Origin of the sequence: Corynebacterium sp. HMSC068H04 (assembly GCF_001811255.1) — a bacterium.
In the GTDB taxonomy this organism is placed as follows: domain Bacteria; phylum Actinomycetota; class Actinomycetes; order Mycobacteriales; family Mycobacteriaceae; genus Corynebacterium; species Corynebacterium hesseae.
Map to the genome: position 1 here is coordinate 69401 of NZ_KV804021.1, position 15556 is coordinate 84956.

Below are 15556 nucleotides of genomic sequence, written 5' to 3' on the forward strand. Positions count from 1 at the left end.
ACAACGACGGTAGCCGATGGGCTTGTGCATATGGAACACGCGCTGTTTCACGTGAAACGACCCCTTCCATCGTGACGCGTGGTGGCGCACGACGTGATGGAAGAGGCCGAGGTGGGTCAGGATAGTTCGGGGAAGCGCTTAGCCAACGGCACGCTTGGTAGCAGCCTTCATCTTGGATACGAAGTCGGTGACTGCAGAGGCGAGTCCTTCGGTGGGCTTGTTGTTCTCGTCGAGGTGGGCGTCGACAATCTTCGTTAAAGCAGATCCGGTGATGGCCCCAGCTGCGCCAGCGGAGATGGCATCGGCGACATGCTGAGGGGTTGAGATCCCAAAGCCAAGGAGAATCGGTGCCCCACCAAAGCGTTTCACGTTGTTCACTACATCAACGAGCCCGCGGGTTTCCGATTCCTTTTCGGTGCCGGTGACGCCGTCGCGCGAGATCGCGTAAATGTAGCCCCTCGAGTATTGAGCCACGCCCTGGAGGGTCTGCTCCGAGGCTTGTGCGGGGGCGATGAAGATCGGGTCAATGCCGGCCTTGTCGGCGGCGGCGACGAAAGGTGCGCCTTCGCGGACGGGGACGTCGGGAAGCAAGATGCTATCAGCACCCGCTTCTTGAAACTCGGAGTAGAAGGTCTCCAACCCACGAGTGAAGGGAACATTGCCATAGATGAGCATGCCAATCGGAAGGTCTGGGAATTCGGCTCGAATCTGGCGGATTTGGTCGATAGCGGAATCAACCGTTGCCCCACCTTCGAGGGCGCGGATGTGTGAGGCCTGAATGGTGGGACCGTCGGCAACAGGGTCCGAAAAGGGGACGCCGAGTTCGAGCGCGTCGGCCCCGCCGGCGACGGCCGCGCGAACGATATCGAGGGCAGTGTCCGGGTCGGGATCGCTCAACATGATGAAGGGAACGAAGGCCCCTTCACTGCGGGCGGCAAGGTTGGAGAAGAGTTTCTCGTATCGGCTCATTACTTGTCCTCCGTGATCTGGAATTCGGGGTGCGCGTCGAGGGTGCGGCGGACGTGGTCGATGTCTTTGTCGCCGCGCCCGGAAAGGGAAACGAGAATGGTGATGTCCTCATTTTTACGCTTAAGCGCATAGGCCAGGGCGTGTGAGGATTCAAGGGCGGGAATGATGCCTTCGCGGCGACTGAGGATTTGGAACGCTTCAAGTGCCTCCGCGTCGGTGATGCCGACATAGGTGGCGCGGCCCGTCTGCGCCAGGTGAGCATGCTGTGGACCGACGCCGGGGTAGTCGAGGCCGGCAGAGATGGAATAGGACTCCTCTACTTGACCGTCGGCATTGCGCATGAGGTAGGAGCGGGCACCGTGGAGGATGCCAATGGTGCCATTGTTGATCGTGGCACCGTGGTGTCTGGAATCGAGGCCCTCTCCCCCAGGCTCGGCGCCGACGAGCTCGACCGACTCCTCGTCGATGAAATCCGCGAACATGCCGATGGCATTGGAGCCGCCGCCGACGCAGGCGACGACCACGTCGGGAAGCCCGCCCGTGCGCTCAAGCATTTGGGCCTTGGCTTCCTCGGAAATCACCCTGTGGAACTCGCGGACAATCGTGGGGAAAGGATGGGGGCCGGCAGCGGTGCCGAGCAGGTAGTGGGATTCGTGGAACGTTGCGGTCCAATCGCGCAGCGCCTCATTAACGGCATCTTTGAGGGTGCCAGATCCGGAGTCTACCGGAACGACCTTCGCGCCCATGAGCTCCATGCGGTAGACATTGGGCTGTTGCCTCTCGACGTCTTTAGCGCCCATGTAGATGACGCATTCAAGATCGAGCAGCGCGCAGGCGAGCGCAGTCGCGGTCCCGTGCTGGCCCGCGCCGGTCTCAGCGATAATGCGGGTCTTTCCCATGCGCTTGGCCAAGAGCGCTTGGCCAATCACCTGGTTGGTCTTGTGGGCGCCGCCGTGGACGAGGTCCTCCCTCTTGAGGAAAATACGTGCCTTTCCACCGAGCTTGGTTGCTTCGGTGAGAGGGGTGGGACGGCCAAGGTAGTCACGAAGATAGCCGGACAGTTCTTTGCGGAAGGCGGGATCGTTTTGCGCTTCGACGAAGGCCTTCTCGAGTTGGTCGAGTGCGGGAATGAGAGACTCGGGAACAAATTGTCCGCCGAACTCGCCGAAATACGCGGGAAGGAGGGTTTCCCTGGCGTCCTGTGGGTTAGTCATGGTGTTCCTTTGGGTAGGGTTTGGGCTATGGGCTAATACGTAAAGTGACGAATGGTGTTGAAGGCCGTAGCGATGAGCGCGGTGTCCTTCCTGCCGTCTACCTCCACGCCGGAGTTGATGTCCAGTCCGGCTGTGCCGACGCGAAGCGCATCGCGAAGGTTCTCGGGTTTAAGGCCACCCGCGAGAAGTGCCTTATCTTTGACGTTGTCGGGAATTGTTGACCAATCGAAGGAGCTACCCGTGCCGCCGGCGCCAGCATCGAGGATGAGCATGTCGGAGGCGTCGGCAAGCGCAGAGGCGAGCACCGGACCGTGTGGCGCCGTCATATCGATGGCGCGCCATATCTGCCGGTCCCCCGCTACAGCGCGGACGGACTCAATGAGTTGGAGCTCGGCCTCCGTGCTCCCCTGGTAAGGGGCATGGATCTGTAGGGCGGCAATGCCGTCGAAAGCGAGCTCTTCCCAGCCAGTGGTGCGGCGAGAGACCGCGACGTAGCTGAGATCGGGTTCGTGGGCGATGATGTCGAGCGCGGTTTCACGTGAAACACTGCGCGGCGATGCCTCTTCGAAGATGAGTCCTCCGTAGACTGCGCCGGCGGCGCGGGCGGCCTGAGCTGCAGACCACGCCGTAAGTCCGCAGACCTTATTGTGACCATAGACAAGCTCGCGTGCAGCACGATCGATATCAGGCGTACCCGTGAGTTGGGAGCCAACAAGGAATGCGTTGGCATGAGACCCAAGGCGGCGCACAGTCTGGTTGTTGCGGATGCCGGATTCCGAAACCATAACTTTGCCGGAGGGTACAAAGCGAGACAGGCGCTCGGAGCGGGTGAGATCGATGCTGAGGTCGTGGAGGTTGCGGTTGTTAATGCCAATGACGTCCACGCCAAAGGCGGTGGCGCGGTCGACCTCGTCCTCAGTGATCGCCTCAGTGAGAACGTCGAGCCCAAGGGAATCTGCTAGATGTTTGAGCTCTGCATAAGTCTCATCATCGACGCTGGACATCATGAGCAAAATGGCGTCGGCGCCAAAGTAACGCGCGGCATACACCTGGATCGGATCGATAATGAAGTCTTTGCACAAGACCGGCAGGTGCGTGGACAGCGCCACGGTTTGCAAATGGTCATAGTCACCACCGAAACGGTCCGGTTCACAGAGGACAGAGATGGCCGAGGCGTAGCGCGAATACACGCGGGCGATGGCTCCCGGTTCATAATGCTCACGGATGAGGCCGAGCGACGGGGACGCGGACTTGCATTCCATGATGAAACGGTTGGTCCCGTTGAGCGCGTCGTAGAAGGAACGCTCAGAGCGCGGGAGAGTCGTGAGGTCCACGTGGGCGAGGCGCTCACGGATGGCTGGTAGGTGCGTGCGGCGCTTGGCGACGATCCCCTCAAGCACGGTCGGCAGAGCCATAGTTCGCCTCCTCGTGCTTCTTCAGCCATGCGGCCACGGTGCCGTCCTGGATGAGTTGGTTGGCGTGCGCGACGCCGTCTTGGATGGTGTCGGTTGTGCCGTTGAGATAGAACATGGCGCCGGCGGTGGCGACGATCGCGTCGTGATGGGCCGGCTTGCCCGTACCGGCAAAAACCGCCCGGAGGGCCTTCGCGTTTTCTTCCCCGTTGCCGCCGGCAAGGTCGGTCAACTCGTGGCGGGAAATGCCGAGGTCTTCGGGGGTGAGCTCGTAGTGGCTAATGGTGCCGTCGCGAAGCTCCCAGACCTGGGTGGTGCCGTGAACGGCAATCTCATCGGTGCCAGCACCGTGGACCACGAGCGCGCGGGTGCGGCCGAGGTCCTTGAAGACCTCAGCGATGAGCTGGCCTTGCTCGGGGTTGGCTATGCCCATGATTTGGAACTCCGGGCGGCCGGGGCTCAGGAGCGGGCCCATAGTGTTGAAGAGAGTGGAGACGCCGAGGCCCTTGCGCACCGGTTGCACGTGGGCAACGGCCGGGTTGTAGGCCGGCGCAAAGAGGAAGGTGAAATTGGATGCCTCGAGCTGGTGGACGGCGCGGTCCGGATCGAGATCGAGCGGGATGCCAAGGGCTTCCAGGACGTCGGCTGAGCCAGACTTGGAGGAGACAGAGCGGTTGCCGTGCTTGACCATCTTGACCCCGCCGGCGGAGGCGACCAGCGATGCACCGGTGGTGACGTTGATGGTGTTGGCGCCATCACCTCCGGTTCCCGCAGTGTCCATGAGCCCCTTGCCGGTCACAGGGAATGGCCGGCCGGCCTTGATGAAAGCGCGTGCCGCGCCGGCGACATCAGCGAAGGTCTCTCCGCGGGTGCGGATGTGTGTCAGGAGAGCGGCGATATGGATATCGTCATACTCCCCTACCGTCAGTGGGGTGAAGACCTCGATGGCTTGCTCCAAGGTTGGCTCTTGGATGTCGAGGAAGGCTTGCAATGTCGTCAGTGCCTTATTGTCAGTCATTACTTGGATCCTTCAATGGTGGGGTGAACAGAAAGTTGATTAATGCACCGCTCGATCATGATTGGTCCCGTCGGCGTGAGGAGTGATTCTGGGTGGAACTGGAGGCCGAGAGCCATGCCGTCCAGTGTTTCTGCGGCCATGGTGACGGGACCAATGGCGGTCTCGGTCTCGGCGAGACTGCGCATCTGGGCGGGAACGTTCGCGCAGCCTAAGGAGTGGTAACGCGCAACGGGGACGAGGCGCCCAACATAGTTCGGGTTATCGGGCTCGGAATCGGTGGTGAGACCCTGAAAGAGAGGGTGGCTGGCGCCGGCGTCGGTCAGCGTCATGGGTACGGAGGAGCCGTGGACTGGGCCGCAGGGCTCGACGGTGCCGCCGAAGTGATCAAGGAGCGCCTGGAAGCCCAAGCAGATACCGAGGATGGGGATGCGGCCGAGGGAGGCGTCGATAAGCTGCATCATCGATCCGGCGTCGCGGGGATGACCCGGGCCGGGCGAGAGGATGATGATATCGGGCTGGGCGGCGAGGACCTCTTCCACGGGCACGGTGTTGCGGAAGACGGTGGTGTTATAGCCGGCGAGGGCGTCGACGAGGTTGTAGACGAAGGAATCGTGGTTATCGATGAGGACGACGTGTGGATTCATCGGATGACCTCCAGAGATGCGTTGTGTGCCTGGGCGATGGCGCTGAGCACCGCGTAGGCTTTATGTACCGTTTCATCGGCCTCGGATTGTGGGACGGAATCGCGCACGACGCCCGCGCCCGCCTGGACGACGGCCGTGCCATCCTTGACATAGGCGGAACGGATGACGATGCAGTTGTCCATGGATCCATCGCCGCGCAGGTAGCCGATTGCTCCGCCGAAGGAGCCGCGGCGTGTTCCTTCGGTCTCCCGGATGAGCTCCATGGCGCGCAGCTTCGGCGCGCCGGTGAGCGTGCCCATATTCATGCAGGCGCGGTAGGCGTCGAGGGCGTCGAAATCCTCGTGCAGCGTGGCGACGACCCGGGAAACCAGGTGCATGACGCGCGAGTAGCGGTCCACCTGAAGCAGGTCGGCGACCTTTCGTGTGCCGGGGACGGCGACGCGGGCGAGGTCGTTGCGGGCCAGGTCCACGGGCATGATGTGCTCCGAGACTTCTTTGGAGTCGGTGCGCATCTCCAGTTCATTGCGGATATCCAGCTCGTGAGTGGCACCGCGCGGCCGAGTGCCGGCGACCGGGTAGAGCTGAACCTTCCGGTCAGAGGCCGTGTACTTCAGGTTGGACTCAGGGGACGCACCAAAGAGCTCGTGTTCCTCCCCTCGCAGGTAGAACATGTACGGCGAGGGGTTGGTCTCCCGCAGCGTGCGGTAGGCAGCGAAGGCATCGGGGCAGTCGAGGCTGAAGGCGCGGGAAGGAACGACCTGATAGATATCGCCGGCATGGACGTTGCCTTGGAGGCGCTCGACGTGGCGGCGGAAGGCAGCGTCATCGATGCTGGCGCGTGCGCTGATGGTTTCGCACGGTGCCGGGGATTCTGGGGTGACGGGCTCGGTGGCAGCGGCACGGTCGAGCTCCCCTTCGAGCGCGCGCTTGTCGACGCCCCACCCCTCAATCTTTGCTCTCTTGGTGAGGTGGTCCACCGTGAGGACGTGCTCGGCGACGAGAAACTCATAGTCGGGATATTCGTTTAGGCCCTGCGGCACCGGTGGCAGTTCCTCGAACGTCGCGACGTAGTCGAAGGCGAATCCGCCACCAAGGAATGGGAGTGACTCGCCGGAATAGAGCTGGCTAAACTGCAGCGTGCGCAGAATATCGGCGGTGGAGGTGGCGCGGAGGCGGGCGCGCTCATCGTGCTCGGTGGGGAGATCGAAGCGGAAGGTGACGCTGCCTTCTGAGCTGTGGATGATCCGTGATTGGAAGTCTGCGCGGAGTTCGTCGATAAGAAGGCGACCCGACGGTGTCAACGCGGTGGCGGTGACCTCTTGGCCCCGGCACACCACTTTGAGTGCGGCCTTTGTGATGGCGATGCACGTGAGGTTTTTCTTGGACTCGATGTCCGCGGACTCTAAGAGCAGGGAATTCTGTGGGGTGGCGAGGGCATAAAAGAGTGCGCTGGCGTCGGGTGTGTACCTGACCTCGCGTGTGGCTGTGTACGGCATATTCTGTCTTTCTTTAACGGTTTTGTGTGCTGCCGCGAGCTTCGCAAGAGAGCAAAACGCCGAAAAGCCCGCAGCTGCGGGCCTTAAATATGGGAGAACAACGAGGCCCGCGGGTTACGCGCGCCACCACCAAAGGTTAACTGTGTTCTTCATATCACTGACTCTAACACCGATACCTTCCGCCGTACAGATAATGCACTGGCGGGTACCCCCGTGGTGAGCGAAGGGGCGGGCCGAAGGGGCCGATGCATGAGTGTTTCACGTGAAACCTAGGTGCTGTACTTGACGGCACCGACGCCCCTGTGTCCATGAGGATGGTTTCAACAAGGCGGCAAAAAGGGCCCGGTACGATGCTGGGCCCTAAGGAGTGCAGCGAGATTTGAACGTGAATGGGGCGCTACTTGAGCTTGATGAGCGCGGAGGAGAAGTAGTCCTCGACCGCTGATGGATCATCGAGTGGGAGGACGGCACCGACGTACTGGTCCGGGCGAACGATGACGACGGCTCCGTCACGGGAAATGCCGCGGCCTTCAAAGATGTCCTTGTCCCCGGGGAGTGCGTTGAAGACGTTCTCCCAATTCGGAACGTTGAACTTGCCGTTGCGGGGGCGGAAGAGAAGAGGGGCGTCGAGAATCTCGTAGTCGTGGTGGTTCGTCTGCTGGTAGATGGCCTTCACATCGAAGTAGGTATTCTCGTCAGCCCCTTCGGGGGTGAACTTGGCCAGGATGGGCCCGACCTTCTCGGCCCACTGGCTCAGCGTGGAGTTCTCGCCGGCCTTGGGGGCATCGGCGAAGGCGTAGATGCGGTAGCGGCCATCTGCGGTGTGCTGGTGGCCCAGGTGCTGAGGGTAGGCGTCGCAGCGGCGCAGGACCTCAAAGGACTTGAAGCGCTTGCCCACCGGGAAGCCGGAAGCCAGATCTTGGTGCTGGGTAGTGCCGACGATCAGGTTTTCCTCGTACTGCGTCATCATGCCGGCGGCGAACTCCTCCGCGGCGACGTAGTACTTCTCCACTGCCTCCGGATCATCGAGCTCTTCCGTCGGGGTGGCCATGAGGGTCGACCACTCGCGATCGAAGTTGATGAGGTTCTGGGCGGCCGGCTGGCGCTCACCGTGGTACGTGCTGAGAAGCTCCTTCGGCGCGCGGCCGTCGAGGACGTGGCCGAGCTTCCATCCAATGTTGAAGCCATCCTGCATGGAGACGTTCATGCCCTGTCCCGCCTTTGCCGAGTGGGTATGGCAGGCGTCGCCGGTGAGGAAGACGCGTGGGTCGTCGTCGTTATCGTCGAAGGCGTCGACAAGGCGGTGGCCCACCTCGTAGACGGAATGCCACGCCACCATCTTGACGTCGACGAAATAGGGGGCGTAAATCTCGTTCGCCTTCTCGATGATCTTCTCAATCGGTGTGTTGCGGACCTTGTGGTTGTCATCCTCTGGCACCACGCCGAGATCGACGTACACGCGGCAGAGGTAGCCGCCCTCGCGCGGGATGTGCAGGATCGAACCGGCCTGGGAGTGGATGGCGCACTTGGTGCGCCAGTCCGGGAAATCGGTGTCAACGACAACGTCCATGACACCCCACGCGTGGTTAGCCTGGTCGCCCTTGAGCGAGCGGCCGATGGACTTGCGGACGCGTGACTTAGCGCCATCGCAACCGACGACGTACTTAGCGCGAACGTCGCGCGGGTTGCCGTCGACGTCCTCGAGGTGCACCGTCACCGGGTATTCGCCCTCCCCTACCTCTAGGGAGACAAAATTCCAGCCATAGTCCGGGGTGATGCGGCCGGGCGCGCGGTGTGCATAGCGGGCGAAGTAGTCCAACACACGGGCCTGGTTGACAATGAGGTGCGGGAATTCGGAGATTCCTTGTTCGTCATCAACAGGGCAGGCACCGCGGACAATCTTGGAGCGATCATTCGGATCCGGGTTCCAGAAGGCCATCTCCGTAATTTCATAGGCCTCTTCCGTGATTTCCTTAGCAAAGCCAAAGGCCTGGAAGGTCTCTACAGAGCGGGACTGGATGCCATCAGCTTGTCCGAGCTCAAGGCGATGCGGGCGACGCTCAATGATGCGCGTATTGACGTTGGGAAACATCGCGAGCTGTGCCGCAGCGATCATGCCTGCGGGCCCGGAGCCCACAATGAGAACGTCCATTTCATCTGGAAGTTCAGAAGCGCGATCGACGCCGTACCCGGCGGGCTCGTGTACGCGGGGGTCTTCCGAAACGTAGCCATTGTGGTGGAACTGCACTGTGGACTCCTTAGTCAGCGGTTGTAATGAACGAGAACGAAGGGGTGGTGGGGGTAGCGGCCACTCCCCTACTGCCATGTGATCTTTGCTCTTGTGGGTGGTGACTCAGTTCAAGGCGTCTCTGAGATGTGAGCTGGGTCTTAGAAGGGAATCATATATGATATGCCCGCCTCGCACAATGGCCCTTGCGAAACTGTGAGGGCTCATGTGGAGGGGCGTCGTCTAGCGCGGGCTGAAAATGAAGTGTCCTCGGGATTGCTCGGCCTCGTGTTCCGCGCCGAGCGCGATTCCCTTGCGCTCACGCAGGATGAAGGTGCAGATGAAGCCGACGATCGAAGCAGATACGAGGTAGCCCGACACCGCAAAAGTGGTACCTGTTGCCTCGACGAGCGAAGCGGCAATCATGGGGGCGAAGGCGCCGCCCAGGACCGAGCCGAGGGCATAGGTGATGGACACACCCGTGGCGCGAATCGAGGCGGGGAATAGTTCTGCGTACATCGCGGATTGCGCGCCGTAGGTCAGGCCCAGACCCACGGTGAGGAAGAGGAGTGCGCCGTAGAGGAGGCCTAGGCTTCCGGTATTGACCAGCGGGAAGAGGGCGGCAGCGCCGATGCCCTGCAGGATGAATCCCAGGAGGTAGGTATTTCGGCGGCCGATGTAGTCCGAGATGAAGCCTGCGAACAAGGTGGTCAAGGCCCACGAGAAGGCAGACACGGTCACGGCGTTGAGGACATCACCGCGGCCGAGTGCGACGGGGCCCTCGGGGTCGGTGGCGTAGCGCTGGATGTAGCCGCCCGTAGTCATGTACCCGACGGTGCCGTTACCAGCGAAGACGAGCGCGGCGACCAGGACGAGCGGGGTGAACTTCTTAAACAGCGTGCCAATGGGGTTGGTGGCTTCTTCCTCTTCGCGTTCCGCAATCTCCGCGAACACCGGGGATTCGTCGACGCCCATGCGGATGAGGTAGCCCACCAAGACGAGGACGAAGGAGAGGAGGAAGGGAACGCGCCAGCCCCAGTCCATGAAGGCGTCGCCAGGCGCGATGGTGTTCATGATGGATAGCACGCCAGAGGAGAGCAGCAGGCCGGCGGGTACGCCGATCTGGGGGCCTGCGCCGTAGAGGCCGCGCCTGTCAGTCGGGGCGTGTTCCACCGCCATGAGCACCGCGGAGCCCCATTCGCCACCAGCAGAGATGCCCTGGATGATGCGCAGGGTGATGAGGAGAATCGGCGCCCAGATTCCAGCGGTTTCATAGGTTGGCAGAACACCAATCAGGGTGGTTGCGCCGCCCATGGCGATGAGCGTGACCATGAGGACCACGCGGCGTCCGAAGCGGTCGGCGAAGTGCCCGGCCAGGAAGGCGCCGACTGGGCGGAACAGGAAGGACAAGCCAACGGTCAGGAAGGAGATGATGGTGGCCAGCCCACCTTCGAGCGGGCCGAACATGAGGTGGTTGAACACGAGTCCGGCCACCGCTGCATAGAGGAAGTAGTCGTACCACTCGATGGCGGTACCGATGGTCGTCGCGGCGACGACACGGCGGCGTTCGGCCGTCGAAATTGTCGGCGTGACAGCTGTGTGCGACATGATGTGATTCCTTTCGGCATGGGGTGTGCCATATACGGAAAACGTGTGAGTTGAACCACTTGCGGTGGTGCTAGGGATAATATACGATCTGGGCAAGGATTTGTTCACAATTAAGGATTCTTCATGGCTGTACCTGAGTTCTTGCCGGTTAAACCGGGCAAAATGATCGCTGTCCATGTGGCCTTTGAGTCCCGCGCGGCACAGCGCGGTCGCTGGCCCAAGACCCCGAGTTACTTCCTCAAGGCGACGAGCACGCTGGCTGAGTCGGACGGGGTAGTCGAGCGCCCCGAAGGAACCGAACTGTTGGCCTTCGAAGGCGAAATCGCACTTATCATCGGCACTCCGGCCCGCAACGTATCCCTCGAGGATGCGTGGAAGCACGTTGCCTACGTGACCGCCTCGAACGACATTGGCCTGTACGACTACAAGGTTCAGGACAAGGGCTCCAATACCCGTTCCAAGTCGCGCGATGGGTACACCCCCATTGGGCCGGAGCTTATCGACGCCCAGGGGATCGACCCCAAGGGCCTTCGCCTTCGCACGTGGGTCAACGGAGAGGTTGTCCAAGAGGGAACGTCCTCCGACGAAGACCTCATCTTCCCTCTCGCCCAGTTTGTTGCCGACCTTTCCCAGCACATGACACTGGAGGCCGGTGACATCATCCTCACCGGCACCCCTGCAGGATCTTCCGTCATCGAGCCTGGTGACGTCGTAGAGGTTGAGGTCGACGTTCCAGGAGGCGTGAGCTCCGGCAAGCTGAAGACCACCGTGAAGGAAGTCCCCGCCTCCTTCGATCCGCAGCTGGGCAATCTGCCCTACATTGACGATAAGCAGCGCGAGGATGCCTACGGTGACCGCGAGTCTGCTGGCCTTCCCCCCAAGGATGAGGGCGGCCTCGACCCGGAGCTTAAGTCTGCTCTGGAGAAGGCCCCCACCGCCGGTTTGTCTGCTCAGCTGCGCAAGCGCGGCATCAACCAATCCGTGATCGAAGGCGTGTACCCGCAAGCCAAGGGAACCAAGATGGTGGGCGTCGCCCGCACCTTGCGCTTCGTGGCCGGCCGTGAGGATCTGTTCAAGTCCCATGGCGGTGGCCTCAACGAGCAGAAGAAGGTCTTCGACACGGTCAGGGAGGGCGAGGTCATCGTCATTGAGGCCCGTCAGGAATCCGGCTCCGGAACGCTCGGTGACATTCTGGCGCTGCGCGCCAAGGTGCGCGGTGCTGCTGGTGTTGTGACCGATGGCGGCGTGCGTGACTACGAGGCCGTCAAGGAGATTGGCCTTCCCGTCTTCACCCAGGGCGCGCACCCCTGCGTTCTCGGACGCAAACACGTTCCGTGGGATAGCGACATCGCCGTCTCCTGCGGTAACGCCACCGTCCTTCCCGGTGACATCATCGTCGGCGACGATGACGGCGTCGTGGTGATTCCCCGCGACATCGCAGCCGAAGTCGCCGAGGCCGCTCTGGCCAAGGAGCACGAGGACGAATGGGTTGCTTCCCAGGTGGAGACGGGAGCCAGCTTGGATGGCCTCTTCCCGCCGACCGGAGCGAACAAGGAAGCCTACATCGCGTTCCGTGATGGAAAGGCAGGTGGTCAATGACGGAACCCGCAGAACCAGCTGGGGAGAGCAAGTCCCAGAAAGCCTATAACTGGATAAGTGAAAAGATTCGTACTCGCGAGTATGAACCCGGCTACCGCCTCGTGCTGGCAGCAATCGCGGATGACTTGGGAATCAGCGTGGTCCCCGTCCGCGAAGCCATTCGCCAGCTTGAGGCGGAAGGAATGGTCACCTACGAGCGCAACGTCGGTGCCAGCGTTACCACGTATAACCGCGAGGCCTATTACGAATCCATGGACATCGTTGCCACCGTGGAGGCCAACGCCACGGCACAATCCGCTCCGCATCTTGGCCCAGAGGATATTGCCCAGGCGCGGGAGATTAATCAGCGCATGCGGGAGCTTGATATCCACCACGATCCAGAGGTATTTACCCAGCTCAACAAAGAATTTCATAGCGTTCTCTTCTCCAAGTGCCCGAACGAGAGGCTGAAGAACTTGGTGGTGGACCAATGGAAGCAATTGGAATACCACCGCGTCTCCACCTTTCGGTACGTGCCCGAGAGAGCCCAAGAGTCCACACGAGAACACGAGCAATTGCTCAGCCTCATCGAGGCTGGCGCGGAACCCACCTACATAGAAAAGGTGGCCAGGCAACACAGACTGACCACCCTCAGCACCTATCGCAAGAAAAACGATTAAGGAGTGTAAACCACCCATGGCTACGAACAACGATGCAGCTAAGCCCACCGATCTCCCCGAGAAGATTCTTCACTACATCAACGGCGAGTTCGTCCCGTCGGTAGACGGTGATGAATTCGAGGTCTTGGATCCGGTCACGAACAAGCCCTACATCAAGGCTGCTTCCGGCAAGCCGGAAGACATTGAGAAGGCGGTGGCCGCCGCTAAGGATGCTTTCGAGAACGGCCCGTGGTCCAAGGCCCTGCCGCGCGAGCGCGCCCGCGTCTTGAACAAGATTGCGGACATCGTCGAAACCCGCGCGGACAAGCTTGCCGCGTGGGAATCCTTCGACTCCGGCCTGCCCATCACCCAGGCCAACGGTCAGGCCAAGCGTGCAGCGGAGAACTTCCGCTTCTTCGCAGACCTGATCGTGGCGCAGGCTGACGACGCCTACAAGGTGCCGGGCCGCCAGATCAACTACGTCAACCGCAAGCCGATTGGTGTCGCAGGCCTGATTACCCCGTGGAACACCCCGTTCATGCTGGAGTCCTGGAAGCTCGCACCGGCCATCGCTACCGGCAACTCCGTCGTCCTCAAGCCGGCCGAGTTCACTCCGCTTTCCGCACAGCTGTGGGCAGGAATCTTTGAGGAGGCCGGTCTGCCGAAGGGCGTCTTTAACCTGGTCAACGGCTTCGGTGAGGAAGGCTATGCAGGTGACCCGCTGGTCAAACACCCGGACGTCCCGCTGATTTCCTTCACCGGCGAGTCCCGCACCGGCCAGATCATCTTCGGTAACGCAGCCCCTCACCTCAAGGGTCTGTCGATGGAGCTGGGCGGCAAGTCCCCCGCCATCGTCTTTAGCGATGCCGACCTGGAGACCGCGATCGATGCCTGCATCTTCGGCGTCTTCTCCCTTAACGGTGAGCGTTGCACCGCCGGCTCCCGCATCCTGGTTCAGCGCGATATCTACGACGAGTTCGTGGAGCGCTACACCGCACAGGCTAAGCGCGTGAAGGTGGGCCTGCCTTCCGACCCCACCACCGAGGTCGGCGCTCTGGTCCACCCGGAGCACTACGAGAAGGTCACCTCCTACATCGAGATCGGCAAGCAGGAGGCCACCCTGGCCGCCGGCGGCGAGCGCCCGGAGGGCTTCGAGGAAGGCAACTTTGTTCAGCCGACCGTCTTCGTTGACGTCAAGCCGGACGCCCGCATCTTCCAGGAAGAGATCTTCGGCCCCGTCGTGGCCATCACCCCGTTTGATACCGACGAAGAAGCCCTCGAGCTGGCCAACAATACGAAGTACGGCCTTGCCGCCTATGTGTGGACCTCGGATCTGAAGCGCGCCCACAACTTCGCTCAGAACGTTGAGGCCGGCATGGTGTGGCTCAACTCCAACAATGTCCGTGACCTGCGCACCCCGTTCGGCGGCGTCAAGGCCTCCGGCCTGGGTCACGAGGGCGGCTACCGCTCGATCGACTTCTACACCGACCAGCAGGCCGTTCACATCAACCTGGACAAGGTACACAACCCGGTCTTTGGCAAGCAGGACTAAGCCGTCCACTCTCTACTCCCCCACCACTAACTAACTAAGGAGCCATCATGGCTGACATTCAGGCCCCCGACATTCTGCGTTGTGCCTACATGGAGATCATCGTTACCGATCTCGCTGCTTCCCGAAAGTTCTACGTTGACACCCTCGGTCTTGTCGTCACCGAGGAGAACGAGAACGAAATCTACCTCCGCACTTACGAGGAGTTCATCCACCACAACCTCGTGCTGCGTCAGGGCCCTGTCGCTGCCGTCGCTGCGTTCTCCTTCCGCGTCCGTTCCCCGGAGGATCTGGACCTCGCGGAGGAGTTCTACAAGGCGCGCGGCTGTGAGGTGCGCCGCAACAAGGATGGCTTTGTCAAGGGCATCGGTGATTCCGTCCGCGTCCAGGATCCGCTGGGCTTCCCGTACGAGTTCTTCTACGAGGTAGAGCACGTCGAGCGTCTTGCCTGGGCATACGACGCCCACATCCCTGGCGCGCTGGTACGCCTCGACCACTTCAACCAGATCACCCCGGACGTTCCTTCCGCTGTGAAGTACATGGAGGAGCTCGGCTTCCGCACCACCGAGGACATCCGCGATGAGGAGGGAACTGTCTACGCCGCATGGATGCGCCGTAAGCCGACGGTCCACGACACCGCCATGACCGGTGGCGATGGCCCGCGTATGCACCACATCGCATTTGCTACCCACGAGAAGCACAACATCATCGCGATTTGTGACAAGTTGGGTGCGCTGCGCGAGTCCGACCGTATTGAGCGCGGCCCGGGCCGCCACGGTGTCTCCAACGCGTACTACCTGTACCTGCGTGATCCGGATGGCCACCGCGTAGAGATCTACACCCAGGACTACTACACCGGCGACCCGGATAACCCGGTCGTGACCTGGGATGTCCACGATAACCAGCGTCGTGACTGGTGGGGAACCCCGGTTGTTCCTTCTTGGTACCGCGATGGCTCCACCGTCCTCGACTTGGATGGAAACCCGGTGCCGCTGGTTGCCCGTGAGGATGAGTCCGAGCTGGAGGCCACCATTGGCGCGGATGGCTTCTCCTACACCCGCAAGGAAGATGCGGAGGAGATGCCGGAGTGGAAGCAAGGCGAGTACAAGCTGGGACACCAGCTCTAAATCGACCTAAGTACTCAGGTTGATGAACGTGGCCCCGTGGCGCCGAGAAGCAAGC

General features: G+C 61.5%; 12 protein-coding genes. 4 read left to right on the forward strand and 8 right to left on the reverse strand.

Annotation, left to right across the window (positions count from 1 at the left end):
• Positions 1 to 138: 138 nt before the first annotated feature.
• From trpA to HMPREF2792_RS11180, 8 genes are all read right to left on the reverse strand, one after another.
• On the reverse strand, positions 139 to 969 hold the full coding sequence (gene trpA / locus HMPREF2792_RS11145; protein WP_070533632.1) for a tryptophan synthase subunit alpha: 831 nt from the start codon (positions 967 to 969) through the stop codon (positions 139 to 141).
• Complete coding sequence (trpB, locus tag HMPREF2792_RS11150; RefSeq protein WP_070533634.1) at positions 969 to 2183, reverse strand: tryptophan synthase subunit beta; 1215 nt, start codon at positions 2181 to 2183, stop codon at positions 969 to 971. The genes trpA and trpB overlap by 1 nt, the downstream gene beginning before the upstream one ends.
• A 32-nt stretch (positions 2184 to 2215) precedes the next feature.
• Positions 2216 to 3598, reverse strand: coding sequence for a bifunctional indole-3-glycerol-phosphate synthase TrpC/phosphoribosylanthranilate isomerase TrpF (trpCF, locus tag HMPREF2792_RS11155; RefSeq protein ID WP_070533636.1), 1383 nt, complete (start codon positions 3596 to 3598; stop codon positions 2216 to 2218).
• A complete protein-coding gene (gene trpD, locus HMPREF2792_RS11160; protein ID WP_070533638.1) occupies positions 3576 to 4613 on the reverse strand; it encodes an anthranilate phosphoribosyltransferase in 1038 nt (345 codons plus the stop codon). Before trpD ends, trpCF begins: the two co-directional genes overlap by 23 nt.
• Positions 4613 to 5257: an anthranilate synthase component II gene (locus tag HMPREF2792_RS11165; RefSeq protein WP_070533640.1), complete on the reverse strand. Its 645-nt coding sequence runs from the start codon at positions 5255 to 5257 to the stop codon at positions 4613 to 4615. Before HMPREF2792_RS11165 ends, trpD begins: the two co-directional genes overlap by 1 nt.
• Positions 5254 to 6753, reverse strand: coding sequence for an anthranilate synthase component 1 (locus tag HMPREF2792_RS11170; protein WP_070533642.1), 1500 nt, complete (start codon positions 6751 to 6753; stop codon positions 5254 to 5256). The genes HMPREF2792_RS11165 and HMPREF2792_RS11170 overlap by 4 nt, the downstream gene beginning before the upstream one ends.
• Positions 6754 to 7150: 397 nt before the next feature.
• Positions 7151 to 9001 carry an FAD-binding monooxygenase gene (locus HMPREF2792_RS11175; protein WP_070533643.1) on the reverse strand — a complete coding sequence of 617 codons (1851 nt, stop codon included), beginning with the start codon at positions 8999 to 9001 and terminating at the stop codon, positions 7151 to 7153.
• 222 nt (positions 9002 to 9223) lie between these two features.
• Positions 9224 to 10588, reverse strand: a complete 1365-nt coding sequence (locus HMPREF2792_RS11180; protein WP_070533645.1) for an MFS transporter — start codon at positions 10586 to 10588, stop codon at positions 9224 to 9226.
• Positions 10589 to 10711: 123 nt separating this feature from the next.
• Between HMPREF2792_RS11180 and HMPREF2792_RS11185 the strand changes: the two genes are divergently transcribed.
• Genes HMPREF2792_RS11185 through hpaD form a run of 4 tightly spaced genes read left to right on the forward strand, consistent with a single transcriptional unit; the run spans position 10712 to position 15501 of the window.
• Positions 10712 to 12187: a fumarylacetoacetate hydrolase family protein gene (locus tag HMPREF2792_RS11185; protein ID WP_070533647.1), complete on the forward strand. Its 1476-nt coding sequence runs from the start codon at positions 10712 to 10714 to the stop codon at positions 12185 to 12187.
• On the forward strand, positions 12184 to 12846 hold the full coding sequence (locus tag HMPREF2792_RS11190) for a GntR family transcriptional regulator (protein WP_070533649.1): 663 nt from the start codon (positions 12184 to 12186) through the stop codon (positions 12844 to 12846). Before HMPREF2792_RS11185 ends, HMPREF2792_RS11190 begins: the two co-directional genes overlap by 4 nt.
• A 16-nt stretch (positions 12847 to 12862) precedes the next feature.
• On the forward strand, positions 12863 to 14377 hold the full coding sequence (gene hpaE, locus HMPREF2792_RS11195; RefSeq protein WP_070533651.1) for a 5-carboxymethyl-2-hydroxymuconate semialdehyde dehydrogenase: 1515 nt from the start codon (positions 12863 to 12865) through the stop codon (positions 14375 to 14377).
• 47 nt (positions 14378 to 14424) lie between these two features.
• Positions 14425 to 15501, forward strand: coding sequence for a 3,4-dihydroxyphenylacetate 2,3-dioxygenase (hpaD, locus tag HMPREF2792_RS11200; protein ID WP_070521828.1), 1077 nt, complete (start codon positions 14425 to 14427; stop codon positions 15499 to 15501).
• The last annotated feature ends 55 nt before the right edge of the window (positions 15502 to 15556 follow it).

Bases quoted from the DNA above. Each gene is read 5' to 3' on its own strand.
- HMPREF2792_RS11165 (WP_070533640.1), bottom strand. From the start codon at position 5,257: ATGAATCCACACGTCGTCCTCATCGATAACCACGATTCCTTCGTCTAC.
- trpB (WP_070533634.1), bottom strand. From the start codon at position 2,183: ATGACTAACCCACAGGACGCCAGGGAAACCCTCCTTCCCGCGTATTTC.
- hpaD (WP_070521828.1), top strand. From the start codon at position 14,425: ATGGCTGACATTCAGGCCCCCGACATTCTGCGTTGTGCCTACATGGAG.
- HMPREF2792_RS11190 (WP_070533649.1), top strand. From the start codon at position 12,184: ATGACGGAACCCGCAGAACCAGCTGGGGAGAGCAAGTCCCAGAAAGCC.
- HMPREF2792_RS11170 (WP_070533642.1), bottom strand. From the start codon at position 6,753: ATGCCGTACACAGCCACACGCGAGGTCAGGTACACACCCGACGCCAGC.
- HMPREF2792_RS11185 (WP_070533647.1), top strand. From the start codon at position 10,712: ATGGCTGTACCTGAGTTCTTGCCGGTTAAACCGGGCAAAATGATCGCT.
- hpaE (WP_070533651.1), top strand. From the start codon at position 12,863: ATGGCTACGAACAACGATGCAGCTAAGCCCACCGATCTCCCCGAGAAG.
- trpCF (WP_070533636.1), bottom strand. From the start codon at position 3,598: ATGGCTCTGCCGACCGTGCTTGAGGGGATCGTCGCCAAGCGCCGCACG.
- HMPREF2792_RS11180 (WP_070533645.1), bottom strand. From the start codon at position 10,588: ATGTCGCACACAGCTGTCACGCCGACAATTTCGACGGCCGAACGCCGC.
- trpD (WP_070533638.1), bottom strand. From the start codon at position 4,613: ATGACTGACAATAAGGCACTGACGACATTGCAAGCCTTCCTCGACATC.
- trpA (WP_070533632.1), bottom strand. From the start codon at position 969: ATGAGCCGATACGAGAAACTCTTCTCCAACCTTGCCGCCCGCAGTGAA.